Source organism: Psychromicrobium xiongbiense (genome assembly GCF_030271165.1).
GTDB classification, from domain to species: domain Bacteria; phylum Actinomycetota; class Actinomycetes; order Actinomycetales; family Micrococcaceae; genus Renibacterium; species Renibacterium xiongbiense.
In genome coordinates, this window is record NZ_JASSZH010000038.1 from 46,556 (window position 1) to 71,735 (window position 25,180).

21 protein-coding genes are annotated in these 25,180 nt (G+C 63.5%); 15 read left to right on the top strand and 6 right to left on the bottom strand.

The genetic code is table 11. From position 1 onward, the window contains the following. Positions 1-22: 22 nt before the first annotated feature. From yidC to QQM37_RS12720, 5 genes are all read left to right on the top strand, one after another. Entirely contained in the window at positions 23-982 is a 960-nt protein-coding gene (yidC, locus tag QQM37_RS12700) for a membrane protein insertase YidC (protein WP_285727980.1), read from the top strand. Continuing rightward, complete coding sequence (locus QQM37_RS12705) at positions 982-1,524, top strand: Jag family protein (RefSeq protein WP_285727981.1); 543 nt, start codon at positions 982-984, stop codon at positions 1,522-1,524. The genes yidC and QQM37_RS12705 overlap by 1 nt, the downstream gene beginning before the upstream one ends. 11 nt (positions 1,525-1,535) lie before the next feature. Continuing rightward, positions 1,536-2,165: a 16S rRNA (guanine(527)-N(7))-methyltransferase RsmG gene (rsmG, locus tag QQM37_RS12710; protein ID WP_285727982.1), complete on the top strand. Its 630-nt coding sequence runs from the start codon at positions 1,536-1,538 to the stop codon at positions 2,163-2,165. 339 nt (positions 2,166-2,504) lie between these two features. Then, positions 2,505-3,404 (top strand): ParA family protein, encoded by a 900-nt coding sequence (locus QQM37_RS12715; protein WP_285727983.1) that lies wholly within the window; start codon positions 2,505-2,507, stop codon positions 3,402-3,404. A 55-nt stretch (positions 3,405-3,459) separates the two neighbouring features. Further along, the gene (locus QQM37_RS12720; protein WP_285727984.1) at positions 3,460-4,476 is read left to right on the top strand and encodes a ParB/RepB/Spo0J family partition protein; all 1,017 of its coding nucleotides are present in this window, start codon (positions 3,460-3,462) and stop codon (positions 4,474-4,476) included. Between the two features lie 93 nt (positions 4,477-4,569). On the opposite strand, the gene trxA is transcribed toward QQM37_RS12720, so the two are convergent. The 4 genes from trxA to QQM37_RS12740 all read right to left on the bottom strand — a co-directional run bounded on the left by trxA (position 4,570) and on the right by QQM37_RS12740 (position 10,053). Then, positions 4,570-4,896 (bottom strand): thioredoxin, encoded by a 327-nt coding sequence (gene trxA / locus QQM37_RS12725; RefSeq protein ID WP_285727985.1) that lies wholly within the window; start codon positions 4,894-4,896, stop codon positions 4,570-4,572. Positions 4,897-4,944: 48 nt separating this feature from the next. Continuing rightward, the gene (gene trxB, locus QQM37_RS12730; protein ID WP_285727986.1) at positions 4,945-5,943 is read right to left on the bottom strand and encodes a thioredoxin-disulfide reductase; all 999 of its coding nucleotides are present in this window, start codon (positions 5,941-5,943) and stop codon (positions 4,945-4,947) included. 159 nt (positions 5,944-6,102) lie between these two features. After that, positions 6,103-9,429: a lipid II flippase MurJ gene (locus QQM37_RS12735; protein ID WP_285727987.1), complete on the bottom strand. Its 3,327-nt coding sequence runs from the start codon at positions 9,427-9,429 to the stop codon at positions 6,103-6,105. An 81-nt stretch (positions 9,430-9,510) separates the two neighbouring features. Next, on the bottom strand, positions 9,511-10,053 hold the full coding sequence (locus tag QQM37_RS12740; protein WP_285727988.1) for an NUDIX hydrolase: 543 nt from the start codon (positions 10,051-10,053) through the stop codon (positions 9,511-9,513). A 40-nt stretch (positions 10,054-10,093) separates the two neighbouring features. Between QQM37_RS12740 and QQM37_RS12745 the strand changes: the two genes are divergently transcribed. The 4 genes from QQM37_RS12745 to QQM37_RS12760 all read left to right on the top strand — a co-directional run bounded on the left by QQM37_RS12745 (position 10,094) and on the right by QQM37_RS12760 (position 14,459). Further along, entirely contained in the window at positions 10,094-11,569 is a 1,476-nt protein-coding gene (locus QQM37_RS12745) for a CCA tRNA nucleotidyltransferase (RefSeq protein WP_285727989.1), read from the top strand. After that, positions 11,566-12,243: a histidine phosphatase family protein gene (locus tag QQM37_RS12750; protein ID WP_285727990.1), complete on the top strand. Its 678-nt coding sequence runs from the start codon at positions 11,566-11,568 to the stop codon at positions 12,241-12,243. The genes QQM37_RS12745 and QQM37_RS12750 overlap by 4 nt, the downstream gene beginning before the upstream one ends. A gap of 563 nt (positions 12,244-12,806) precedes the next feature. Continuing rightward, a complete protein-coding gene (locus tag QQM37_RS12755) occupies positions 12,807-12,947 on the top strand; it encodes a hypothetical protein (protein ID WP_285727991.1) in 141 nt (46 codons plus the stop codon). Between the two features lie 129 nt (positions 12,948-13,076). Beyond that, a complete protein-coding gene (locus tag QQM37_RS12760; protein WP_285727992.1) occupies positions 13,077-14,459 on the top strand; it encodes a hypothetical protein in 1,383 nt (460 codons plus the stop codon). A 43-nt stretch (positions 14,460-14,502) separates the two neighbouring features. Here QQM37_RS12760 and QQM37_RS12765 read toward each other — a convergent pair whose 3' ends face one another. After that, positions 14,503-15,117 (bottom strand): NAD(P)-dependent oxidoreductase, encoded by a 615-nt coding sequence (locus tag QQM37_RS12765; RefSeq protein WP_285727993.1) that lies wholly within the window; start codon positions 15,115-15,117, stop codon positions 14,503-14,505. Between the two features lie 108 nt (positions 15,118-15,225). On the opposite strand from QQM37_RS12765, the gene QQM37_RS12770 reads away from it, so the two are divergent. Further along, positions 15,226-15,603, top strand: a complete 378-nt coding sequence (locus QQM37_RS12770; RefSeq protein WP_285727994.1) for a winged helix-turn-helix transcriptional regulator — start codon at positions 15,226-15,228, stop codon at positions 15,601-15,603. A gap of 19 nt (positions 15,604-15,622) precedes the next feature. On the opposite strand, the gene QQM37_RS12775 is transcribed toward QQM37_RS12770, so the two are convergent. Then, positions 15,623-16,636, bottom strand: coding sequence for a LacI family DNA-binding transcriptional regulator (locus QQM37_RS12775; protein WP_285727995.1), 1,014 nt, complete (start codon positions 16,634-16,636; stop codon positions 15,623-15,625). A gap of 203 nt (positions 16,637-16,839) precedes the next feature. Between QQM37_RS12775 and QQM37_RS12780 the strand changes: the two genes are divergently transcribed. From QQM37_RS12780 to QQM37_RS12800, 5 genes are all read left to right on the top strand, one after another. Then, on the top strand, positions 16,840-20,175 hold the full coding sequence (locus QQM37_RS12780) for a GH92 family glycosyl hydrolase (protein ID WP_285727996.1): 3,336 nt from the start codon (positions 16,840-16,842) through the stop codon (positions 20,173-20,175). A gap of 82 nt (positions 20,176-20,257) precedes the next feature. Further along, the gene (locus tag QQM37_RS12785; RefSeq protein WP_285727997.1) at positions 20,258-21,940 is read left to right on the top strand and encodes an ABC-F family ATP-binding cassette domain-containing protein; all 1,683 of its coding nucleotides are present in this window, start codon (positions 20,258-20,260) and stop codon (positions 21,938-21,940) included. A 169-nt stretch (positions 21,941-22,109) separates the two neighbouring features. Further along, complete coding sequence (locus QQM37_RS12790) at positions 22,110-22,865, top strand: DeoR/GlpR family DNA-binding transcription regulator (protein ID WP_285727998.1); 756 nt, start codon at positions 22,110-22,112, stop codon at positions 22,863-22,865. Then, the gene (locus QQM37_RS12795) at positions 22,862-24,097 is read left to right on the top strand and encodes an MFS transporter (RefSeq protein ID WP_285727999.1); all 1,236 of its coding nucleotides are present in this window, start codon (positions 22,862-22,864) and stop codon (positions 24,095-24,097) included. Before QQM37_RS12790 ends, QQM37_RS12795 begins: the two co-directional genes overlap by 4 nt. Positions 24,098-24,195: 98 nt before the next feature. Further along, entirely contained in the window at positions 24,196-25,176 is a 981-nt protein-coding gene (locus tag QQM37_RS12800; RefSeq protein WP_285728000.1) for an ABC transporter ATP-binding protein, read from the top strand. Positions 25,177-25,180: the final 4 nt, after the last annotated feature.

Here is a 25,180-nt window from a genome sequence, read left to right on the forward strand (position 1 = left end):
CTGACGAGGGGAACTTACTGACATGCCGGATATTCTTGGCACCATTCTGGTGCCATTCAAGTGGCTTGTTTCTGTCATCATGCTTGGCTTCCATGAGGGTCTGACCGCTCTGGGCATGCCTGGCGACAACGGCTGGACCTGGACGCTGTCCATCATCGGCCTGGTGCTGGTGATTCGCGCCGCACTGATTCCCGTGTTTGTGAAGCAGATCAAGGCACAGCGCGGTATGCAGGCACTGCAGCCGGAGATGAAAAAGCTTCAGCAGAAGTACAAGGGCAAGACGGATCAGATCTCCCGGCAGGCCATGTCCCAGGAGCAGATGGCGCTGTACAAGGCTCACGGCACCAACCCCTTCAGCGCCTGCTTGCCGATGCTGATCCAGATGCCCTTCTTCTTCTCCCTGTTCCAGGTGCTCTCCGGAGTCAGCCACGCAAGCCAGAACGCCCAGGGCATTGGTGCGTTGAGTCCCGAACAGGTACAGCAATTTGACCGGGCGGATATCTTCAGCGCACCGCTCTCGGCGGCGTTTCTTCCCCAGGTTCAGGGCGGTGACGTCAACGTCGCGGTGGTGGTTCTCTCCGTCATCATGATTCTGGCGATGATCGCCTCCCAGTTCATTACCCAGAAGCAGATCATGTCCAAGAACATGTCTGATGAGGCGATGGCTTCACCGTTCATGCGGCAGCAGAAGCTGATGCTGTACGTTTTGCCTCTGGTCTTCGGCATTGGTGGCATCAACTTCCCGATCGGTGTGCTGATTTACTGGACCACCACTAACCTGTGGACGATGGGCCAGCAGTTCTTTGTGATCCGCCGGATGCCGACTCCCGGTTCGCCCGCCTACCGTGAGTACCAGGAACGTCGCGTGGCGAAGGGCCTGCCGTTGCTGGGAGCTAAGAAGGTCGAAGAGCCGACTGAGGAAGTCGTGGAATCCAAGGGGCAGCGTGTGCAGCCTCAGCGCAAGAACAGGAAGAAAAAGTGATGAGCGCAGAGATTGAAACTGTGGAGACAGTGTCCGCTGACGTGGAAACCCCCGAGGTGGAGGAACAGCAGCCGAGCCGACTGGAAGAAGAAGGCGATCTGGCTGCCGATTATCTGGAGGAGCTGCTGGATATCGCCGATATCGACGGAGACATCGATATCGAGGTCCGCAATGGGCGTAGCTACGTCTCGATCCTTGCCGATCAGAAGAGCCGAGCGCTGGAGGCTCTGGTGGGTGCCGATGGGGAGACACTCAATGCCCTTCAGGAGCTGACCCGACTGACCGTGCTGGCTGCCACGGGCAACCGCTCGCGGCTGATTCTGGACATTCTGGGGCACCGCGAGCAGCGCGCTGGAGTGTTGTCCACCGTGGCCGAGGACGCCGCAGCGCGCGTGAAGGAAACCGGTGGCCCTGTTCACCTGGATCCGATGGGTGCTTATGAGCGGAAGCTGGTGCACGACGCCATCGCCGAGTTGGGTCTGATCAGTGAATCTGAGGGCGTGGGCCCAGCCCGGCATATTGTGGTCAAGCCCGCCAGCTGATGATGGACGATATGCAGGTTCCTCCGGCTCCGGATTCCGCAGGCCTGGTGTTCGGCGACCGCCTGGAGCTGGCCCAGCGCTATGTGACGCATCTCGCGACCTCGGGGATTGAACGGGGCCTGGTGGGCCCCCGTGAGGTGCCGCGGTTGTGGGAGCGCCATGTACTCAACTGCGCAGTCGTGGAGGAATTCATTGCCACTGGTTCCCTGGTGGCAGATGTTGGCAGCGGTGCGGGCCTGCCGGGTCTGTGCCTGGCGATTGCCCGGCCGGACCTGACCGTGGTGCTGATCGAGCCACTGGAGCGTCGGGTGCGCTGGTTGGAAGAGGTCGTTGAAGACCTTGGCCTGAGTGAGTCGGTCTTTGTGCTGCGATCTCGTGGCGAGCAGGCAGTGGATGAGGTCGATGCCGATGTGGTCACGGCACGCGCTGTCTCCTCACTTGACAAGCTAATTCGATTGACAATTCCACTTCTTCATGGACAGGGCGAACTTTTGGCCCTGAAAGGGCGCAGCGCTCAGGAAGAAGTGGATAAGGCGGCGAAGGCGATTCGTTCGATGGGTGGGCGGTCCGCAGAGGTACTGCAGGCCGGCAGCACAGTGTTGGAGGAAGTCACCACCGTCGTCCGCGTGGTGGTTGGCTGACACCCCCTATTGTGGTGTCGACGCGTGTAGCGGAGTAGCTCGTTTCTGGCGGATCGAGTGTTGGTGCGGGACATTCTGCCCGGTCTGATGCCTGGTCCGGCCAGTCCCTCGCATGAGAGGGTGCCGACCCGATAGGCTGGTTGCAGTAGAGGCGGATGCCAGTCAGTAGTTTTCCGCATGTTCCAGATGCGGCGGAGGTTTGTGCCAGTGGAAAAGGTCGATCGTCGGAGCTCCACGCTGGACGGATTGAGAGATGCGTTGAGCTCCTTAGTTAAGGCCAGACAGCCAGCCGCCAGGAAGAACGTCGACAATGTTTCACGTGAAACCGAACGGAGCCCCATGGACATGTCCGATGAGGATAGCCCCATTGCTCGCGAACTCAGGCTTGAGGCAAAGAGGCGCGAGCGTCTGGCCACCAAGGTCTTCCCGAAACCACCTGAGACCCGCATTCTGACTGTCGCCAACCAGAAGGGCGGAGTGGGTAAGACCACCACAACGGTCAATATTGCTGCCGCTCTTGCCGCAGCGGGCCTCAACGTCCTGGTGGTGGATATTGACCCGCAGGGCAATGCCTCGACCGCATTAGGGATCGATCACCGCGCTGAGGTGGAGAGCATCTATGACGTGCTGATCGATGATGTCCCGCTCGCGGATGTGGTCGCTGCCTGCCCTGATGTCGAGCGGTTGCTCTGTGCTCCGGCAACCATTCATCTGGCGGGCGCCGAGATCGAGCTGGTCTCTCTTGTTGCGCGGGAACAGCGGCTGAGTCGTGCGCTGGCCAACTACGCAACTTTCCGCGAGGAGCAGGGCCAGGAGCGTCTGGACTATGTGCTGATCGATTGCCCACCCAGTCTCGGCCTGCTGACAGTGAATGCATTTTGCGCCGCCCAGGAAGTACTGATTCCTATTCAGTGCGAGTATTACGCCCTGGAAGGGTTGAGTCAGTTGCTCAAGAACATTGAGATGATTCAGAAGCACTTGAACTCGAGACTGGTGGTGTCCACCATTCTTTTGACCATGTACGACGGACGGACCAACCTGGCTGCGCAGGTAGCCGCTGACGTCCGTAGTCACTTTCCCAATGAGGTGCTGGCTGCCGTCATTCCCCGTTCAGTGAGGATTTCCGAAGCACCCAGCTATCAGCAGACGGTAATGACCTATGACTCCTCCTCAACGGGGGCTCTGAGCTATCAGGAGGCCGCTGCGGAAATCGCTGAACGGGCCGTACTCGTTGAGTGAGCACCAGTCTGGGCATGAAATTGATCTTGGTGAACTGTAGAAGATGGGTGTAGAGATGACTGAGAAGCCACGTAGAGGTCTGGGCCGTGGATTGGGTGCGCTGATTCCACCCAGCGCGGCAGCGGAAGGCGATTCGCGAGGGTCTGCCAAGGGTGGCAGTCGCCCGGTGGACCTGTTTTTTCCCGAGGTGGAAAACAAACCTGTGCGCGAGACCGCACAGCGTGAGAGTGTTTCACGTGAAACGCTGCCGGGGTCGGAGCTGGTAGCAGTTCCGGGGGCCCAGTTTGCTGACCTCGATGTGGCACTCATTCACGCCAACCGTAAGCAGCCACGGTCCGTCTTCGATGAAGATGACATGGCTGAATTGGTTCATTCCGTACGCGAAATTGGCGTGCTGCAGCCGGTGGTGGTGCGTACCTCGCCAGACAGTGAGGGCCACTACGAGCTCGTCATGGGCGAGCGGCGACTCCGCGCTGCACGTGAGGCCGGTCTTGAGACCATTCCTTCCATCATCCGTGAGACCAGCGATAACGATCTGCTTCGTGATGCTCTTCTGGAGAATCTTCACAGAAGTCAGTTGAATCCTCTGGAGGAGGCTGCCGCCTATTCGCAGCTGCTGGAGGACTTTGGCACGACTCATGAGGAGTTGGCAGACCGGATTGGGCGTTCTCGGCCGCAGGTCTCCAACACATTGCGTCTGTTGAAGCTGCCCCCGGTGGTGCAGCGAAGGGTTGCGGCTGGTGTTTTGAGTGCTGGGCACGCCCGAGCACTCCTGGCGCTTCCCGACGCGGAGGCGATGGAGCGTCTGGCGCAGCGTATCGTGGCGGAAGGTTGGTCCGTGCGTGCTACAGAAGAGGCAGTGGCCCTCTTTGATGCCGGTGCGAGTCCTGTAAAGACGCGCCGCGAGCCCACAGCGCGTCATGAGCGCCTCGATTTTCTGGCCAATAGCCTGGCCGACCGCCTTGATACCAGCGTGAAGATTACCCTCGGCGCGCGCAAAGGTAAGGTCAGTATTGAGTTTGCCTCGGTGGAGGACCTCAATCGGATTATGGGTGTGCTAAACGCTCAGTAGTACTGCGCGGGAGTAGATCGGAGGCTTCCGGTTAGACGCAAAAGGAAGGGCCGGCGTTTCACGTGAAACACCGGCCCTTCCTTTTGCATCTGGTTACGCGATGTAGTCCGCGAACTCCTTTTCGAAGTACTGCTTGGGCCGCGCGCCCACCACGGTGGACTTCACTTCGCCACCTGAAAACAGGTAGACAGCCGGAATCGAGGTAATCCCGAACTCAGCGGCAATACGTGGATTGTCATCGACATTGATCTTGACGACCTTGATCTTGTCGGCGTGATCCTCACCGAATTCTTCCAGGATAGGCCCCAGCTTGACGCAGGGGTGGCACCACTCGGCCCAGAAGTCGACCACCACAGGGGTGTCAGAGGCAAGAACGTCTGCAGCGAATGAATCATCGGTGGTGTTGATGGTGTTGCTCATGAATGAACCTTTCGAAGATGGCGGGACGGATGTTCCGACGGCAAAACGTCAGAGGGTGGCAGAGGTGGCAAGTTCCACGTCATGGTCGGAGACAGAGGATTCCTGAGTGGCCAGGAAGTGTTCGACGTCCAGGGCCGCGACACAGCCGGAGCCGGCAGCGGTGATCGCCTGGCGGTAGGTGGGATCGACCACGTCACCAGCAGCAAACACACCCTCAACGCTGGTGCGCGAAGAGCGGCCTTCCACCGCGATTGTGCCCTGGTCGGTGAGATCCAGGATGCCCCGGAACAGGTCCACCCGGGGGTCATTGCCAATGGCGACGAAAACGCCGGTGACCGGCAACTCGGAGGACTCGCCGGTGACGAGATTGCGCAGCGTCAACGAGGAAACCTTGGCATCACCGGTAATGCCGGTGACCTCGCTGTTCCAGATGAAGCGAATCTTGTTGTTGCTCAGTGCGCGCTCCTGCATGATCTTGGAGGCGCGGAGTTCACCGCGGCGATGGATCACGGTCACCGAGCGGGCAAACTTGGTCAGGAAGGTGGCTTCCTCCATGGCGGAGTCCCCACCACCGACGACGGCGATGTCCTGATCCTTGAAGAAGAATCCGTCACAGGTGGCACACCAGCTGACGCCGCGACCGGAGAGGCGCTTCTCGTCCTCAAGGCCGAGTTCGCGGTAGGCCGAGCCGGTGGAGACGATGATCGACCGGGCCGAGTAGGTGTCCCCGCCGCCAGTGGTGACGGTCTTGACTGGACCTTCGAGCGAGACCTCGGTGACGTCATCGTACTCAACCTGGGCACCAAAGCGCTCAGCCTGCTTCTGAAGGCTTTCCATCAGGTCCGGACCCTGGACGCCCTCGGGAAAACCGGGGAAGTTCTCTACCTCGGTGGTGTTCATCAGCTCACCACCCGCGGTGACTGAACCGGCGATAATCAAGGGATTCAGGTTGGCACGAGCCGTGTAGATGCCAGCGGTGTATCCCGCCGGTCCTGAACCGATGATGATGACATCCCGAACCTGCTCGGTGGTGGGATCAATGCTCACGAAGAACCGCTCCTCTGGTGACAGCGGCCCTGGACCGCTTTGGTGTACTTGGTGAACGCGGTGTCTGGCGACGCTATTCCATTGCCACCGGACACCGCGACCGTTCCTACCAGAGTACGTGAGGAAGCGCTGGCTGATCCGAGTACTGCTACAGACGGGCTACTTGACGGTAATCTCCGAGATTTTCAGTCCGTAGGGGTAGTTCTGTGCGGACTGAAGCTTGGGCAACTCAGTGAAGTTGAGGAAGACGTACTTGGCCTGGGTTCCGCCGGGAATTGCGACAGTGATGTCCGGACCGGTGAAGCTGCTGGGGCTGACCACCTTGGCGGCATCGAGGGAGGGTGTGTCACTGACAAGCACCTCGAAAGCCCCGCCGCTGCCGCCCTGCTGGCTCAGCGTCACCGAGTGGAGGTCTGCCCTGGCCTGCAGCTCCACCACCAGAACAACGCTCTTGGCCAGGCCGCCAAACTTGGGATTGGCGAATTCGTAGCTCAACCAGGTGGTGGCTGGATTACCGTCGTATAGCGCGCTGAGCTTGCTGTCCGGGCGTTCCGCGACGCCCTGGTCCCCACCGACCGCCTGCACGGTCACTCCGGCGATCACGGGGGCCACTACCGGGGTGCCGGAATTGCTGCCGCTGGCCCCAGGCGTCGACTGCTGCGCCACCGGGGAGGAGCTGCTGGAAGGCTTGGAACCCATCAGGTTGCCAATGGTGCTGGCAGCGAAGACGATGGCGGCCAACAGTACCACCACCAGGATCGCGCCCACCAGCCAGCGTCCGCCGCGGGGAGCATTGGCCTCGTCGTCGTCGTATTCCGGCTCCGAAGTGGCCGGTGCCGGGCGCGCCTGATCCAGGGGGGTACTGAGCCAGGCGTCCTTGGCTCGGGCCGAGATGCTGGACGTCGAGCTGGCGGCTGGCTGTGCCTGACCAAGCAGGGTGACTTTTGGCTGCCCGGAGGCGGTAGTGCCCGTTGCTGAAACCGACGCTGCGGTACTAGGTGCCGCTGTGGCTTGGGTGGCTGGCGTGGGCTGTGGGCTGTCTGTGCGGGTCACAGGGGCTACGGGGGCGGACGCTGCCTGCGGTACGGGAGTGGTGCCCTCCGTCGGCGCAGGATGCACTGTCTGCGGCTGCGGGTGATCGGCGGTACCGCCGCCCTGGTAAAGATTGCGCAGCTCGCCCGTGGGCACCGGCGAGTCGTCATCGTATACATAATCGTAGGAACCCAGCATGGGAGCGGGTGGCCGGACATCACCGAAGATCTGCATCCCGAGAGTGTCGGTGAAATGAGGTTCGATGTAGGGCACGGTCGGGATGACCAGGTCCAGCAGATCCGCAGGGTTGGCCCGGCTCGTGATGAGGTAGGTGATGCCCTTGCTGGTGCCCAGGTCCAGGATCTGGAAGCTCGCGGGACGTTCACCCGTGGCCACCTCACGCGCACCCTGGGTCAGGTGTTCGACGTGTTCCTGGCCCGGGACGACGATGCTCACGGGACGGCTCAGGACCTGATCGCTGCCCTCCAGGACCACGTCGCCTTCAGCGGAAGCCAGTAGCTGGGCAGTGACCTTGTAACGGCCGCCCAGAACGGTGCCGAGTTCGATGGTGTGCGCCACTGATTCCTCCCCGACCGGAACGCGCGGAATGCGTCCGGTCCGCAGATCTTCCTTGGTGTTTGATCCTATCGGATGGCCCCCGGCACGCGGCGAAGTTGCCCCGGGCAACCGCCCCAGCAGTGGAGTCAGGCCCGGCACCCGTCGGCTCAGCGCGGCCAGGAGCGGGGACAGGCGTCGGGTGAGTGGTGCGAGCAACTCATCGAGTTCCTCCACGCGCATCAACTTCAGGGCCAGCCCGTAGACCAGCCCCATCACCAGAGTGACCACCACGATGGTCAGCAGCGCACTGGTGGTGGAGCGCCAGGCGAAGCCGCTGTAGGAGCCGTCCAGAAAACTGGCTCCACCCAGGCCCAGGAGTACGATGCCGCCCACCACCGCAGAGATCACGGCCGCCAGTGCATACTGCACGTACGCGCGGATGATGCGCCGGAGGCCGTAGTCACCAATCTTGTTGCGCAGGACCAGCCCGGCCAGGAAGGGTGCCAGGACATTGCCCACCGCCTCCATGGCCAGCAGAGCGTAGACCAGGCTTTGCACGGGGACGAAGGAGACTGCCAGGGCTGTCCCCACTCCGAAGACCACCAGGATGGATTGCAGGACAAACGGCGTCCGGGCATCCTCTGAGGCATAGAACACCCGGTTGATCATGAAATTGGCGCTCAGGAATGGCGAGCTCAGCGCGAGGATCGCAATCGCGATGCCCATGGCCAGGCCGGCCTTCTGGGAGTTGCCACCGATCACCATGCCGATCTGGCCGGAGAGCACGAAGAGCAGCATGGCAAAAAAGGCAGTCGCCACGCCGACAATGCGCAGCAGCCGGGAGACTGAAGCGCGCAGTGCCGGGAGGTCGTGATTGCTGGCGACGCGGGACATCTGATTGAACAGCACGGTGGCCACCGAGAGCACGATGAGCGAATGCGGCAGGATGTAAATATCGCTGGCCCGGTTGAGAATGAAGGTCTGAGGAATGTCCTGGAGACCCTTGGTCTCTGAAATCTGGGTGGCCGCGCTGCCGACCCAGCCGATCACGATGTAGGAGAGTTGACCGACCAGCATGGTGCTCAGCGCCCAGCCGGCGATCTTGCCGGTGTGGCCGAGCCCCATGCCGTGCCAGCCGAAGCGCGGCCGCAGACCCAGGCCCAGTCGGTAGACCGGGATCAGCAGGATGGCGGCCTGAGCGATCACCCCGAGCGTCGTCGTCCCGGCGAGCAACCAGGTCTGGGCATTGGTCCAGCCCGCGACGGTGAGGTCATTGCCCGTACCCACAGTGCCCCAGGTGGCGATGAAGATCACCAGACCGGCGATGGCGATCAGGTTGTTCACCACGGGTGCCCACATATAGGAGCCGAAGCGGTCGTGGGCATTGAGTACCTGGCCCAGCAGTGTGTACAGGCCGTAGAAGAAGATCTGTGGAATCAGGAAGGTGGCAAACTGGCCGCCGAGAATGAGTTGTTCGCCACGGAGCTGGGTCAGCAGTCCCAGGATCGGTTGGGCGAACAGGGTCAGCGGGATCGTGATCACTGCCAGGAAGAGCACCGCCAGGGTCAGCAGCCGGCTCAGATAGTCCGCGCCACGGTCCGGGAGTTTGCTGGCCTTGATGATCTGGGGCACCAGAACGACATTGAACACCCCGCCCGCCAGCATCAGATACAGGAGATTGGGAAGCGTGTTGGCCATATCGAACACATTGGAGATATGGCCCAGGGCACCCAGCGCCCAGGCGATCAGGATGCCCTTGAGGAACCCCAGACCACGGGAGGCCAAGGTGCCTGCCGCCATCACGGCGCTGGATGTGGCCGTGTTGACACTACGACGGGCGCTGAAATGCGCTCCCTGACCCCGGCGAGGCACAACTGCCTGGAATTGCTCTGACATCTGCTTCATCATTCCATGTGGGAGGCAGAACACCCGGGACATTGCAGCCATCCCGGAAAATCCCGGGGCAGCGGGAACGGTTCAGAGATCGGCGGGCAGGGAGTTCGCAGCGAGATCGGCGATCCGACGCTCATTCGGGAAGGTCAGTCGCTTGGGCAGATCCGGCAGCGCTACCCAGGCCACGTCAATGGCTTCCTGATCAGGATCGTTCTCAATGGTCAGCTCACCACCGGTGGCGCGGAGCAGGAAATGGTGCACGGTCTTGTGCACCCGGTGACCGGTGACGGTGAACCAGTAGTCGATGCTGCCCAGTGGGCCGATCACGTCACCGCTGATCCCGGTTTCCTCGGCAATCTCCCGCACGGCGGCCTCAGCATGGGTCTCCACGCCTTCCGGGTGCCCTTTGGGCAGGCACCACTCCACCCGGCCGCCCCGATTGAGCCGGGCAATGATGGCCACGCGCAGGACGCCATCGTGCCGTTCTACGACCACACCGCCGGCCGAGACTTCCTCCACCGTGGGCAGAGTGTTGATATTGCTCAGCAACGGCCCGGAAGAGCCGTGGGCGCCCATGGCCGAGGGCAGCGGCGTGCGCTTGGGTGCGCTCGGAACGGGACTGGCCATGCACTCCACTCTAACGAAAGTCTGGCAGGCTTAAGGAACTATGATTCAGGTTCTGGATAGCTCCACCCTCCCCTCAGTGGTCCTTGAGCTGGGGCGACGCTTTGTTGACGCCGGTTATGAGCTTTCCCTGGTGGGTGGGCCGGTGCGGGATCTGCTGCTGGGACGCACCGCTCCCGACCTGGACTTCACCACCAGTGCCACCCCGGATCAGACCCTGGAGGTGGTCCGCGGCTGGAGCGACGCAGTCTGGGAGATAGGGCGCGCCTTCGGCACGATCGGCCTGCGGAAGAACGGCTACCAGATTGAGGTGACCACCTACCGGGCCGAGGAGTACGACGCCGACTCGCGCAAGCCCGAGGTCGCCTTTGGCACGTCGCTGGAAGCGGATCTTCGGCGCCGCGACTTCACCATGAACGCGATGGCCCTGCGCCTGCCCGGTCTGGAACTGGTGGATCCTTATGGCGGCATCAAAGATCTGCACGCTGGGCTGCTGCGCACCCCGGGGCGAGCGGAGGACTCCTTCTCCGATGATCCTCTGCGGATGATGCGCGCCGCGCGTTTCGTGGCCCAGTTGGCCGTGGAGCCCGCTGCCGAGCTGGTCGCCGCCATGACCGAGATGGCTGGTCGCATCGAGATCATCTCTGCCGAACGGGTGCGGGATGAACTGTGCAAGTTGATTCTGGCCCTGCACCCACGCCGCGGCATCGACCTGCTGGTCAGCACGGGACTGGCTGACCGCGTCCTGCCGGAGGTTTCCGCTCTGCGCCTGGAAGCGGATGAACACCACCGGCACAAGGACGTCTACCAGCACTCCCTGCAGGTGCTCGAACAGGCTGTTTCGCTGGAGACCGGACCGGAAGGACCGGTGCCCGGCCCCGATCTGGTGTTGCGGTTGGCGGCGCTGATGCACGATGTCGGCAAGCCGGCCACCCGCAAATTTGAACCGGGCGGCGCGGTCAGTTTCCGTCACCATGATCTGGTGGGCGCCAAACTCACGGCCAAGCGGCTCCGGGCCCTGCGCTTCGACAAGGACACCATCACGGCGGTGTCCCGGCTGGTGGAGCTCCATATGCGTTTCTACGGGTACGGGGATGCGGGCTGGACGGATTCTGCGGTGCGTCGTTATGTCACCGATGCCGGGCCACTGCTGGAACGCCTGCACCGACTGACCCGCTCGGATGTGACCACCCGGAACCAGCGCAAAGCGGATCGACTCTCCTTTGCCTACGACGACCTTGAGCAGCGGGTGGCTGAGCTGGCCGCCCAGGAGGAACTCAATGCCATCCGTCCGGATCTGGACGGTGCACAGATCATGGAGCAGCTGGGCATCAGACCCGGACCGGAGGTGGGCCGGGCCTACAAATTCCTGCTGGCTGAGCGAATGGAGCACGGTCCGCTGGGTGAGAGCGAGGCCCGACGACGCCTGGACGCCTGGTGGGCAGCTCAGGGGCCCTCTGCGGGGATATCGTTAGCTGACGGATCCGGTCATCAGGAAAGCGACGGAGAGAGCTCATGAGCAGCGAGACCAGCACCGAACCGACTCTGCCCTGGGACCACACCCCGTTGCCGAAACTCTGGCTGCTGCGCCATGGCGAGACTGAATGGTCGCGCAGCGGCCAGTACACCGGACTGACTGATCTGCCGTTGACCGCCAAAGGTGAGGATCAGGCCCGCTCGGCTCGTCCCGCACTGGCAGGAGTGGTCTTCGATCTGGTGCTCAGCTCACCCCTGCAGCGCGCCCGCAGGACGGCCGAGCTGGCAGGTTTCCCGGACGCCATCGTCGAGCCGTTGGCCCATGAATGGGACTACGGCGACTATGAAGGTGTGAACAGCGCCGAGGTGCGCCGCGACCGCCCGGGGTATCTGATCTGGAATGACGGAGTTCCTGGCGGGGAAACCATTGAGCAGGTGGCGGCTCGCGCGGATGCGGTGATTGATCGGATTCGTGGCTCCTGGGCGGCCAACCAGAAGCAATCCTCGCCTGGTGGCGCTGGTGCCGCCACCACGGAGGCCGGCGAACCGATCCGGAATGCTCTGGTGGTGGCGCACGGGCATTTCCTCAGGATCCTCGCTGCACGATGGCTGACACTTGACCCGCGTGAAGGAAAGCATTTTGTGCTGGGTACTGCGAAGGTCTGCACTCTGGGCTGGGACAAATTGACCCCCGCCATTGAGCAGTGGGGTCTATAAGCAGCATTGCTTTTTGGTCTGTATCCTGAGGATTGCTATTCCGAGCAATATGCGTGTATATTCCTAAGAGCGACCTAAGGCCGCGCCTTTCCCTGCTCCGACTCGGAGCGCTGACGGGAACTCACGCAGAAAGGGGTATGACGACATGATGATTTCCCAGACTTCGCTGGATGCGTTCACCATGGGCGGCACTGCTGCGCGCCGACGTCTCACCGTCTTTCCTGTGTGCGGAGATACGGGCCTCTGATGCCTGATTTCCAGGGTTTGTCGGACTGATCCGTCAACCAGTTCACCTCTCACAGGTGTATTTCAACAATGTTTTGAGCGTTCTTCGCGCCGCCTAAACCTCTTGTTTCTTCTTTCCCCCATCAGTGATATTTCTTCACGCCACGCCCTGGAACGGGATTGACCGTTCCATGATTCCCTGTGCCTATTAGCGCATATTCACTGGGCTGAATTGGCATGCCCGGAATTCCTGACAGAACCCTTCGGAGCACTTCATGATCCGCAGACCCGTCCCCGGACAACGTTCAGCTCGCTATCCCGCCAAGGAGGTGAACCCTATGAACGCCGAATCCATGCCCCGTCCCGTGCGGCCCGTGCTCGCTGACCAGATTCTGGACGGAAATTCTCACGACGTCGCCTCCCATCGCGAACGCGTGATCCGTGATCTGTACCAGCTCAGCACCCTCAACCTGAGGTGACCCCCTGGGCTGTGCTGTAGGCGGTTCCGCGCCACTCATCCGGTCTGTGCTGCCCGGTAAGCTCGTGCCATGCAGCACAGACCAGGTGGAAGGAGCACGCTCCCGCCCAGCCTCCGGAAATCACCCATTGTGGTACCCACTCGGTCGGACCCGACGCTCTCCCGGATGACGGAGGGCATCGGCGGGCCTCTGGGCAGACATGCTGAGCCCGGCGTGGTGCCTCCGCGGTTCTTCACGGTGGAACGCGTGCTGGTCCTTCTGGTGGGCCTGTCGGCGGTGCTCGCGGTGCTGTTCAAGGATCATTGCCGCCAGGTGGGCTGGCTCACGCCGGACCAGTTCTCCACCACCTGCGCCTCCGACATCGTGGCCGCAGGGCCGGGAACCGACACCCCGCTGGCGCCGCTGACCTCTCTGCTGGCTGCGCTGACCGGCTGGCTCAGCGGAGCTCAACCGGCCGATGCAGCCGGGACGTTGAGGTTCTTCGACCTCAACGCAGGGTTGATCGTCGTGGCCTGGCTGCTCGGCGTACTGGCTCTGGCACGCAGCAATCGGCTCAGGCCCTGGGATGCCGCCGTCTTTGCCGCCTCGCCACTGCTGCTGTTCAGCGCTTACGCCAGCTGGGACCTCTGGGTGGCGGCGCTGATCGGCATCGGGCTCTTCCTGTTCTCGCGCAGAACCTTCTTCGACGCCGGGTTGGTGCTCGGCGTGGCCGGGGCCATGCACCCGGTCGCTGCGTTGACCGTGACAGCCGCGGTGGTGCTGGCCGTACGTCGCGCCCGGGAGAGCCGCGCGTCGTACGGCCTGGGGGCCGGCCGGTTGGAAGCCGGGCCCGCCCTGGCTGTCGGGCCCTTGCTGGTGGGCGGCGTCCTGAGCTGGCTTGCGATCACGGTGGCCAGCTTTGTGCTTTTCCCCACCCGTTGGCTCGCCTACTGGGTGGTTCCGTGGACGGATCCGCCCGCTGAGGGTTCGTTGTATGGGGCGGTCAATGCCCTGGTGGCCAAGCTGGGTGTGGAGGCCTTCAGCGGTAGCGATGCGCTGGTGGTCTCCGCCGCACTGCTGATCATCGGCCTGGTGGGGCTGCTCCTGATCGCCGCTCGAACCCCACTGCCGCCCCGACTGGCCGCGCTCGCTTTCGTGCTGACCGCCTGGGCTCTGCTGGTCGACAAGCACGCCGGGCCGCAGCAGGCGGTGTGGCTGCTGCCCCTGCTGGCACTGGCCCGACCACGCTGGAAGACGGTGCTGTGCTGGCAGGCACTCGCTCTGGCGTACTACCTGGCGTATCTGCTGCACCTCGGCGTGATCCGGGGTGACAACAACACCCAGCACGGCATCGACGGCCCCTACTATGCCCTGGTCGTGCTGTCCTTTGACCTGGGGACGCTGGTGCTGATCGTCCTGGTCTGCCGTGAGATGTTCCAGCCATGGCGGGACCAGATTCGTCGGGGCGGCGTGGATGACCCGCTGATGGCCCCTGAGCAGCTTGTCGCTCAGGGGCCCGCGCCGCTCAGCTGATTAGCCAGTTCAGCTGGGAGGTCAGCTCAGTCGAGTAGCCAGCTCAGTTGGCGGCGGTGAAGCGCTGACGATGGTGCTTCGGCTGCTCCACTTCGTCCAGGAGGACGACGGCAAAATCCTGAGTGGAAATGCTCTCGCCCACCGGGCTGTCCAGGCCCAGGGTGACGTTGCCGGTCCGCTCCCCGGGGGCGATCACCGGGGCTGGAGACTGCATGGTCCAGTCCAGATCATCGCGGCTGGAGCGCAGCAGGTCCAGGAATCGGGCGGCGGTCAGAGCTTCTGCTTTGTAGGCTTCCGGGAAATCCGGGGTGTCGACGAGCCGGACGCCATCCACCAGCAGGGAGCCCGCTCCGCCGACCGCGAGCACTCGGGTGGTGCCGACGGCATCGAGCGCGGTGCGATTCTCCTCCAGCCAGACCTCGTGGTCGCCACCGGTGCGGCTGGGGCCGGTGGCCAGGATGATGGCGTCGTTCGCCGCCGCGAGCGACTGGACGGCCTCGGCATCGCCGAGTTCGAGGGCGAGCGGGACGGCGGCCGGTGCGCCTTCGACGGGCTTGCCGCTGCGGCTTGCTGCGGTCACCTCATGGCCACGCTGCAGAGCTTCGGCAGTCAGTGCCTGGCCGACCATACCGGTGGCGCCGATGATGGCGAGTTTCATGAGAGTTCCTTTCGGAGGGACTGGTAACCTGAACCCTTTGAAGGTATCTTTCAGTAACCGATATTTTCAACGAAAGTCAGTATCTTCTAGGTAAGTGAGATCTCCGCCATGGACGCGAACATTCTGGATCCTGATTGCCCTTCCCGTCTGGTTTTCCAGCGAATTGGCGACAAATGGGCGTCCCTGGTGGTGCAGGTCCTGGAGGAAGGACCGCTGAGATTTGGCGAGGTGCGCGCGCGGGTGGCTGTGGTGACGCCCAAGGTGCTGACCCAGACCTTGCGTGCGCTGGAGCGTGATGGCCTGGTGTCAAGGACCCTGCACGCCCAGATCCCACCCCGGGTGGACTACGAACTCACTGCCCTGGGGCGGAGTCTTGTGCCGCCCTTGCGACTGCTCCGTGAGTGGGCGGAGAGCAATGTGGAGCAGATGGAGCAGGCTCGTCTGGCCTATGACGAAGCGCAGGATGCCGCAGTGCTGGGCGGCTGACACTCAGTGCTGCCCGGGGTCAGGCCGGTGGTGGCACTTCGCCGGAGCCGCGCACGATGAGACGGGTGGGAACGGTGACCGTCCGGGCTGGCTCATTGCTGCCGTCCAGGCGGGAAAAGAGCAGATCCGCAGCCGTGCGTCCCACCTCGCCGGGGTCTTGCGCCACCACGGTGATCCCGGGCTCAATGACATCCGCCAGCTCAAAATCGTCAAAGCAGACCAGGGCGGGAAAACCTGGGCGACCCAGGCTGAGCCCTGCCTCTTTCATGACTCGCAGCGCGGTGATGGAGGCCTTGCTGTTGGTGCAGAAGAGAGCCGTGGGCCGCTCGTCCTCCGGCAGAGCGCAGAGCGAGGCAAGCCACTCGGCACTACTGACTCCGCCGCGGCCTTCGGCATGCTCCCACCGCGGGTTGGCTTCGATGCCGACCTCCTGAAGGGCTGCACGGTAGGCAGCAGCGCGCTGAAGGACCGTGCTGAGCTCACTCTGGTCACTCAGGCAGGCAATCCTGCGGTGTCCACGGCAGATCAGATGACTGACACCGTCCGCAGCGCCACCGTGGTTGTCGGAAACGACGGCATCTGCTGCAAAGGTCTGCGGTGCGCGGTCCACAAAGACCATGGGCGTGCCACTCCGGATTTCCTCCTGCAGTAGCGACTCGTCCAGCATGCGCGGTGGTGCCACGATCAGGCCGTCGAGGCGGCGCGCGCACAGCGCGTGGATCAGATCCGCGCCATGGACGGCATCGTTTTCTGAGGAAGCAGCCACTGATACGGTAGTCCGGCCGATTGCTGTCCTTTCCACCGCTCGGCTGAGCGCGGAAAAATAGGGGTCTGCCATGTCATCCAGGACCAGACCCACGCTCGCAGCACTCCCGGTGCGTAGCAGGCGAGCGCTGTCATTACGGCGGAAATTGAGTTCCTCGATCGCTTCCTCAACCGCAAGGCGGTTGTGTTCGCTGACTCGGGAATCACCATTGACGACGCGGGAGACGGTGGCGAGTCCGACGCCGGCGCGCCGGGCTACATCTTTCATGGTGGCCCTCGCGGAGCTTGATCTGGTGGACATCTGCGTGCTCATGGGCCCTCTCCGATCAGCGTGAAGCTCATTTGTGGGAAACGTTATCAACCTTTCGTCGCGGGAGGTTCCCCGGAAAATGGGAGAAACATCCCTCCCTCGGCGACCCGCGGTAACCAGGTGGACGGCCATCGTGTGACCCCAGCGTTTAGGGTGGCGGTATGAGTGTGATGAGAGCACATGACGAACCGCCGGTTCCAGGAAGTTTCAGCACCTCCTTCGAGGACTCGCAGACTCCGGCAGCGCTGATCAGCGTCGTGGAGACCGGTACCGATGGCACTTCGATGGCCTCCGGTATCAACGGGGCCCGGTCGGCATCGACCATGAACACCACCGTGGGCAACGGACCTGACAGCGGGTACAACATTAAGGCCCATGCCGGGTTCACTGGGCTGCGTTCTCTGCGTTACTCGGGAACCAAAACGGTCGCGGGTCGGGCATACGCAACGAATAAGCTCTTCGAGGTTCATCTTCCGGTGGGCCCGGACAGCCGGCTCAGCTACACCGTGATCCCCGATGCCGACTACACCAGCTATCTGCCGACCTACGTCGCCATCGACCTGCATTTCACGGATGGCAGCTACCTCTCCACACTGGGAGCGACGGACCAGAACGGCGTGCCGCTCACGGCTCAGGGGCAGGGCGATGGCAAGATCCTCTACCCGGCACAATGGAACTATGTGAGCAGCGCCCTGGGCGAGGTGGCTAAGGGCAAAACCATCGACCGCATCCTGCTTTCCGTCGACAACAGTGCCGCCCCGGCAGGCACGGCCTTCGGTGGATGGCTGGATGACGTGTCGATCGAGGGCAACCCGATCCCGATCGATGGCTCCTCGCGGACCCACTATGTGGACACCCGGCGCGGAACCAATGCCTCCGGTCAGTATTCCCGGGGCAACAATCTCCCGCTCACTGCCGTCCCGAACGGATTCAACTTCCTGACCCCGGTGACGGATGCCAGCTCGTCCAACTGGGAGTACAGCTACCAGTCGGCCAACAATGCTGAGAACCTGCCGACGCTTCAGGGGCTGGCCGTCTCGCACATCCCCAGTCCCTGGATGGGGGATCGCCAACAGTTCTCGGTCATGCCACAACTCGGCGCCGGGACCCCCAGTTCCAGCAAATCCGCCCGGCAGCTCGCATTCTCGCACCGGGACGAGATCGCACAGCCGGACTATTACTCAGTGAAACTGGCCGGGAACCTGAGGGCGGAAATGACGCCGAGCGATCACGGCGGCATCCTGCGTTTCACCTTCCCGGACACAGCCGGGACTCTCGTCTTCGATTCACCCAAGTCTGGGGCAGTTTTCAGCTTCTCCGGGAGCACCGTGACCGGCACCGTCCCGGCGCAAGGAGGCTCGGGTCAAGGGGACATGTACGTCTATGGCAGTTTCGACCAGGCTCCGAGCAGCACCCAGAACTCGGGCCCGAGCTTTGCGGGCTTCACTACCGCAGTGAATCCCATGGTGAACCTGAGTTTCGCGACGTCCTTCCTGAGCGCGGATCAGGCCAGACACAATTTCGATCTGGAAATCGCTGGCCAGAGCTTTGAGCAGGTGCGTGCGGCAGCCCGGGCGCAGTGGAATGACCGGCTCGCCGTGATCGACGTCCAGGGGGCCAACGATTCCCAGTTGACCACGCTCTATTCCAATCTCTACCGGCTCAACCTCTACCCGAATTCCGGCTTCGAGAACACCGGCTCCACCCAGGCGCCCGTCCACCAGTACCGTAGCCCGGTGTCTCAGAATGCCAGCGGTGTGGGGAGGGTCGTGAACGGCAGGATCTACGTCAACAATGGGTTCTGGGACACCTACCGGACCGCGTGGCCGGCCTATTCCCTCCTCTATCCACAGAAGGCTGCCGAACTCATCGACGGATTCGTTCAGCAATACCGCGATGGCGGCTGGATTGCGCGGTGGTCCTCGCCGGGCTATGCGGATCTGATGACCGGGACCAGCTCGGATGTCGCCTTCGCCGACGCTTATCTCAAAGGGGTTCCACTGCCGGACCCACTGGGAGCTTACGATGCCGCCGTGCGCAATGCCACGGTGCCCTCGACCGGCAACGCGGCGGTGGGCCGTAAGGGTCTGGATACCTCGATCTTCACCGGGTACACGGACACCACCACCGAGGAAAGTGTCTCCTGGGGCCTGGAAGGCTATATCAACGACTTCGGCCTGGGAAACATGGCAGCGAAACTGGCCGCCGACCCGATGACTCCGCAGGCGCGTCGGGCGCAGCTGACCGAGGATTCGGCGTACTACCTGAACCGGGCCTGGCACTACGTGAACATGTTTGACAGCCAACGGGGTTTCTTCAATGGACGCAGCCGTAGCGGCGAGTTCCAGGGCGGCCTGGATCCGCTCGTCTGGGGCGGCTTGTTCACCGAGACGGATGGCTGGAACTTTGCCTTCCACGCCCCGCATGACGGTGCCGGTCTGGCAGCGCTTCATGGCGGACCGAAGGGGCTCGAAACGACGCTGGACGACTTCTTCGCCACCCCGGAGACGGCCAACCACCCGGGAGGTTATGGGAGTGTCATCCACGAGATGCTGGAGGCTCGCGACGTACGGATGGGCCAGCTCGGCATCAGTAATCAGCCCTCGCACCACATTCCCTACATCTACAACTACGCCGGGGCGCCAGCCAAAACGCAGGCGGTCGTGCGTGAGATCCAGCAGCGGCTCTTTGTCGGCTCCGAGATCGGTCAGGGCTACCCCGGCGACGAGGACAACGGAGAGATGAGCGCCTGGAACATCTTCTCCAGCCTGGGCTTCTACCCACTGCAGGTCGGTTCCCCCTATTTCTCCATCGGTTCGCCTCAGTTCACCCGGGCCACGATTCACTGGGGGAATGGGAAGACGCTGACCATCAACGCTGCTAACAACTCGCAGCAGAATGTTTACGTTCAGTCACTGATGGTCAACGGCAAGGATCACCCCTCCACGGTCCTCAGCCAGTCGGAGATCGCCGACGGCGGCACCCTGGACTTCGTCATGGGACCGGCTCCTTCCAGCTGGGGAACCAGCGACGCCGTCACGGTGCCGGTGCGCGAACCGCTGATGGACACCACGGGCGACGCCCAGTTGAGTAGCGACGGTGGCGAGGATCTGCGCCACCTGAGCGACAACAGCTCCGCCAGCCAGGTTTCTTTCAGCACGGCGACGCCGGTCATCACGGTCGGTTACCGGGCATCCAGACAGAAGGTGGGCTTCTACACCCTCACCTCGGGCTCCACGTCGCCGGGATCCGATCCGAGCGCCTGGACGCTGGAAGGATCCGACGATGGCAAAGTCTGGACCGTGCTGGACCGCCGGACGGGCGTGACCTTCAACTGGAGGCTGCAGACCCGGCCGTTCCAGATCGCCACGCCCACGGCGTTCAGTCGGTACCGGCTGACCGTTACAGCCACCCGGGACGGCAGCCCGGCGACTGTCACCGAATTCGAGCTACTGGCGAAAGCCTCGGACGCGGTCTCTGTCAGCGCCGAGAGCTGACAGAGACCGCTGCATCGACCATTGAAGCCGTCCCAGGCCCGTTCCGCGAGCCGCCCGCTGCTTGTACTGGCAGACTGAGCAGGTGGCACATTGCGAAGTCGCTCAGATCGACTATTTCCTCCCCGACGGCACCCAGCTTCTCAACGGCGTCAGCTTCCGGGTCGGCGAAGGTGCCAAAACCGCCCTGATCGGGCCGAACGGTACCGGCAAGACGACGCTGCTGCGCATCCTCTGCGGAGATCTCGCGGCGGACGATGGCGCCATCACCCTCAGCGGGCGACTCGGCGTCATGCGTCAGTTCATCGGGCAGGTCCGGGATGAATCCACCGTCCGTGACTTGCTGCTCTCGGTGGCGTCCCCGGCGGTGCGCGATGCCGGACGGGCCGTCGATGCCGCGGAGCTGGCCATGATGGAGCACGATGACGAACCCACCCAGCTGCGCTACGCCCACGCGCTCGCCGAATGGGCGGAGGCGGGCGGCTACGAGGCGGAAATCACCTGGGACGAGGTCACCATGGCCGCCATGGGTGTGCCCTACGACCGGGCCCAGTACCGTTCCGCAGCAACACTCAGCGGCGGTGAGCAGAAGCGGCTGGTCCTGGAGGCGCTGTTCCGCGGTCCGGACGAGGTGTTGCTGCTCGACGAGCCGGACAACTACCTGGACGTTCCTGGCAAGCGGTGGCTGGAGGGCATGCTGGCCAGCAGCCCCAAGTCGGTGTTGTTCGTCAGCCACGACCGTGAGTTGCTGGCGCAGGCCGCCACCCGCATCGTCACGCTGGAGCCAGGCATCTCCGGGGCCACCGCCTGGACGCACGGCGGTGGATTTGCCAGCTACCACCAGGCACGCGAAGACCGCAATGCCCGTTTTGAGGAGCTGTTGAGGCGTTGGGATGAGGACCACGTCCAGTTGCGCGAGCTGGTTCAGCGGCTCAAGGTCAAGGCCGCGGTGATGGACCGTTTCACCTCGCGTTACCGGGCGGCGCAGACCCGCCTGGCCAAATTCGAGGAGGCGGGGCCACCCCAGGCGGCACCCCTGAAACAACACGTCACCATGCGTCTGAAGGGCGGCCGGACCGGCAAGCGTGCGGTGGTGGCTGAGCGCCTGGAACTCACGGGCCTGATGAAGCCGTTCGATGCCGAGCTCTGGTTCGGCGATCGGGTCGCCGTGCTGGGCTCCAATGGCTCCGGGAAGTCTCACTTCCTGCGGCTACTGGCCGCCGGGGGCAGCGATCCGGACCGAGAGCACCTGCCGGTCTCTGATGCCGTCATCGCCCCTGTCCCGCACGCCGGCTCGGTGAAGCTCGGGGCCAGGATCCGGCCGGGGTTCTTTGCCCAGACGCACACCCGCCCGGACCTGCAGGGCCGCAGTCTGCTGGATATTCTGCACCGCGGTGATGAGCACCGGGATGGCCTGCCCCAGGAACCTGCTGCGCGGGCACTGGACCGCTATGGCCTGGCCAGGGCGGCGGAGCAGCTTTTCGACTCGCTCTCCGGCGGGCAGCAGGCGCGGTTTCAGATCCTGTTGCTGGAGCTCTCCGGCGCCACGCTGTTGTTGCTGGACGAGCCCACGGACAACCTGGATCTGCATTCCGCGGAGGCCCTGGAGCAGGGTATCGATGCCTTCGAGGGCACGGTCATTGCGGTGACCCATGACCGCTGGTTTGCCCGCTCCTTCGACCGGTTCTTTGTTTTTGGCAGTTCCGGAGACGTGTATGAGGCTCCGGAGCCGGTCTGGGATGAACGGCGCGTGGTCCGGAAACGGTAGCGCCCTCGGGCTCCATCTCCTCCGCCGACTCCTCCGCCGAGTGTCGAGGTCATGCTGGAAACACGCGACATTCCAGCGTTATCTCGACAGTCACCGTGGGCATCGCCAGGCACCTGAGAGAAACGTCCACCAAAACAATCAAACAATCAAAAAGTGTTATCGTTTGATCATGAACAGTGAGGAACGCGCGCGCCGCGTCACCGATCTGCTGCGCCATCACGAACGGGTGGAGGTCGAGCAGCTCGTAGCGGATTTTGACGCCTCCCCGGCCACCATCCGCCGCGATCTCGATGTGCTGGAAAAGCGCGGCGTCCTGCGGCGCGTCCACGGCGGCGCGGTCTCGCTCCTGCTGGGCGGCGCCGTGCCGGGGTATGAGCAACGCGCCCTGGAGAGCAGCCAGGCCAAAGCGCTGATGGCCCGGGCCGCCGCGGCCCTGATCCATGACAAGGAATTCGTTTTTCTGGACAGCGGCAGCACGGCAACCGCGGTGGCGAGTGTGCTGGCCTCCCGGGATCTGAGCGTTGCCGCTGCGAATCTGCATGCGGTCCGGGAACTCACCGGCGCCCGTGCCGAGGTGCTGCTGCTCGGGGGCTCGGTGATTGTCGGCGAACTGGCGCTGCGCGGGCCTCTGACGGAACAGAACATCGCGTCATTGCGCTTCGACACCGCGATCATCACCCCCTGTGCCTTCACCTTCGCGGAAGGCCCCTTGGCTCATGACCTGGCCGATGCTGCCATCAAGCGCGCGGCGATGACCTCCGCTCACCGCACCATGGTGGTGTGTGAAGCCAGCAAATTCGCCCGGAGCGCCCCCGTACTCCTGGGTGGTCTGCGCCAGGTGGACCTTCTGGTCACCGATTACACCCTCAGCGCTGAGGAACACAGTCTTGCCCTTTCTGCCGGAATAGAGGTACACACCGTATGAGCAGCACCAACCCCCGGGCAGCCTACTGGGCGGCCATGATCGTCTTCGCGTTGAATGGCATCGCCTTTGCCTCCTGGGCTTCGCGCATTCCCACGGTGACCAGGATTCTGGACCTCACCGCCGGGCAGACGGGCGTCGTGCTGCTTGCCATGGCCGCTGGCTCGGTGGTCGCACTGCCCCTGGCCGGAACGGTAGCTTCGCACATCGGAACCGCCTCCACCGTCCGGGTGGGTGCCGCGATTTCCGGGGCCGGCGTGCTGCTGATGGCGCTGGGCCTGGCGCTGCCTTCTGTGATGCCGGTCGTCATCGGCCTGTTCCTGATGGGCGCTGGCATTGGGCTCTGGGACGTGTCGCAGAACGTGGAGGGTGCCGCGGTGGAGCGCCTGCTCGGCCGTACCGTCATGCCGCAGTTCCACGGCGCCTTCTCCGGGGGGGCTCTGCTCGGTGCGCTGATCGGGGCGCAGCTCTCCGCCCTGGAGGTCCCGATGACCTGGCATCTGGTGGCCCTGGCCGTAGTGATGGTGGCTGGCCTGTTCATCGCCACGAGCCGCTTCCTGCCCGAATCGCTGGCTCATGCCGCGAGCACTTCCTCGGAAAGCAGCCCGGGCGATGCCGGACGTAGCGCCAACACGACGAAGCAGCGCAATCCCTGGACCGAGCCGCGCACCCTGCTGGTCGGCCTGGTGGTGCTCGGTGCCGCACTCACCGAGGGTGCCGCCAATGACTGGATGGCGAAAGCCACGGTGGATGGCCTGCATCAGGAAGAGTGGATGGGTGCGCTGATTTTTGCGATCTTCGTCGCAGCGATGACACTGTTCCGGTTTGCCGGTGGCGGACTGACCGACCGTTGGGGCCGGATGGTGATGCTCTACAGCTCTCTGGCAGCAGCCTTGCTGGGCCTGGTGGTCTTCGTGCTGGGCGATTCGGTCTGGATCGCGGCTCTGGGTGCCATCCTCTGGGGAGCTGGTGCGGCCATGGGCTTCCCCACCGGCATGTCGGCTGCGGCAGATGATCCGATCCGTGCGGCCAAACGCGTGTCCGTCGTCTCCACCATCGGCTACCTGGCCTTCCTGGGCGGCCCGCCGCTCATCGGCTTCCTGGCAGATCACTGGGGTCTGCGTCCGGCACTGCTGGTGATCGGCGTCGTGATGCTGGCCTCCATTGCGGTGGTTCCGGCTGCCCGCCCGCTGAAGCCCGTCATCCCTGTGGAGGATGCCCGAGTTCATCCCTAGGTGGGGCGCGCCAACACCCGCGTCCGCGTAGCGTAAAAGCTGAGCCTGCCACCGGTCGCGGTGGCACACAGGATGTTTTGCGAACAGGAGCCAGATCAATGATTGAGGCACGGCAGCTGGCCAAGCAGTATGGGCCCAAAAAAGCGGTGGACGGGGTGAGTTTCACCGTTCAGCCTGGCAAGGTCACCGGCTTCCTGGGCCCCAACGGTGCCGGGAAATCCACCACGATGCGCATGGTGATGGGCCTGGACCGACCGACCCACGGTACGGTCACCGTCAACGGCCGTCCCTATGCCAGGCACCGCGACCCGCTGCATCAGGTGGGTGCTCTGCTGGACGCGAAGGCAGTGCACACCAGCCGTAGCGCCTACAACCACTTGCGGGCGATGGCGGCCACTCACAACATTCCGCTCTCACGGGTCCATGAGGTCATCGAGATGACCGGGCTCGGCCCCGTGGCGAAAAAGAAGGCCGGCGGCTTCTCGCTGGGTATGGGCCAGCGACTGGGCATCGCGGTGGCCCTGCTGGGTGACCCGCAGACGCTGATTCTGGACGAGCCGGTCAACGGCCTGGATCCGGAGGGCGTGCTCTGGGTGCGCAACCTGGTCCGCTATCTGGCCGGTGAGGGAAAGACGATCTTCCTCTCCTCGCATCTGATGTCCGAGATGGCGCAGACTGCCGATCATCTGCTGGTCATCGGCCGGGGACGCATCCTGGCGGATATGCCGGTGGAGGCGTTCATCGCCGGGAACCGGGTCTCCCGGGTCCGGGTACGCACACCTCAGGCCACCCAGCTGGGCCAGCTGCTGGCTCGCCAGGGAGTCACTGTCACCACCAGTGAACCGGAGACCCTGGAGGTCACCGGCATCGACTCCCGGCAGATCGCCCAGATCGCCCTGGACCAGCGGGTGCTCGTGTATGAGCTAGCTCCGCTGAATGCCTCGCTCGAGGAGGCATACTTCGCGCTGACCAAGGACGAGGTCGAATACCACTCCTCCTACGATGGCGCCGACCCCGGGGCCGCCCCGGGAGCGCCCGCTCATGCAGGGGCTGCCAACTACACCCCGGAAGGGAAGTGACTTC

Coding starts and splice junctions, on each gene's coding strand:
- trxA (WP_285727985.1), bottom strand. CDS start 4,896: ATGAGCAACACCATCAACACCACCGATGATTCATTCGCTGCAGACGTT.
- QQM37_RS12705 (WP_285727981.1), top strand. CDS start 982: ATGAGCGCAGAGATTGAAACTGTGGAGACAGTGTCCGCTGACGTGGAA.
- QQM37_RS12735 (WP_285727987.1), bottom strand. CDS start 9,429: ATGTCAGAGCAATTCCAGGCAGTTGTGCCTCGCCGGGGTCAGGGAGCG.
- QQM37_RS12745 (WP_285727989.1), top strand. CDS start 10,094: ATGATTCAGGTTCTGGATAGCTCCACCCTCCCCTCAGTGGTCCTTGAG.
- QQM37_RS12750 (WP_285727990.1), top strand. CDS start 11,566: ATGAGCAGCGAGACCAGCACCGAACCGACTCTGCCCTGGGACCACACC.
- QQM37_RS12795 (WP_285727999.1), top strand. CDS start 22,862: ATGAGCAGCACCAACCCCCGGGCAGCCTACTGGGCGGCCATGATCGTC.
- QQM37_RS12790 (WP_285727998.1), top strand. CDS start 22,110: ATGAACAGTGAGGAACGCGCGCGCCGCGTCACCGATCTGCTGCGCCAT.
- QQM37_RS12775 (WP_285727995.1), bottom strand. CDS start 16,636: ATGAAAGATGTAGCCCGGCGCGCCGGCGTCGGACTCGCCACCGTCTCC.
- QQM37_RS12715 (WP_285727983.1), top strand. CDS start 2,505: ATGGACATGTCCGATGAGGATAGCCCCATTGCTCGCGAACTCAGGCTT.
- yidC (WP_285727980.1), top strand. CDS start 23: ATGCCGGATATTCTTGGCACCATTCTGGTGCCATTCAAGTGGCTTGTT.
- QQM37_RS12780 (WP_285727996.1), top strand. CDS start 16,840: ATGAGTGTGATGAGAGCACATGACGAACCGCCGGTTCCAGGAAGTTTC.
- QQM37_RS12755 (WP_285727991.1), top strand. CDS start 12,807: ATGAACGCCGAATCCATGCCCCGTCCCGTGCGGCCCGTGCTCGCTGAC.
- QQM37_RS12765 (WP_285727993.1), bottom strand. CDS start 15,117: ATGAAACTCGCCATCATCGGCGCCACCGGTATGGTCGGCCAGGCACTG.
- QQM37_RS12770 (WP_285727994.1), top strand. CDS start 15,226: ATGGACGCGAACATTCTGGATCCTGATTGCCCTTCCCGTCTGGTTTTC.
- QQM37_RS12720 (WP_285727984.1), top strand. CDS start 3,460: ATGACTGAGAAGCCACGTAGAGGTCTGGGCCGTGGATTGGGTGCGCTG.
- rsmG (WP_285727982.1), top strand. CDS start 1,536: ATGCAGGTTCCTCCGGCTCCGGATTCCGCAGGCCTGGTGTTCGGCGAC.
- QQM37_RS12740 (WP_285727988.1), bottom strand. CDS start 10,053: ATGGCCAGTCCCGTTCCGAGCGCACCCAAGCGCACGCCGCTGCCCTCG.
- QQM37_RS12800 (WP_285728000.1), top strand. CDS start 24,196: ATGATTGAGGCACGGCAGCTGGCCAAGCAGTATGGGCCCAAAAAAGCG.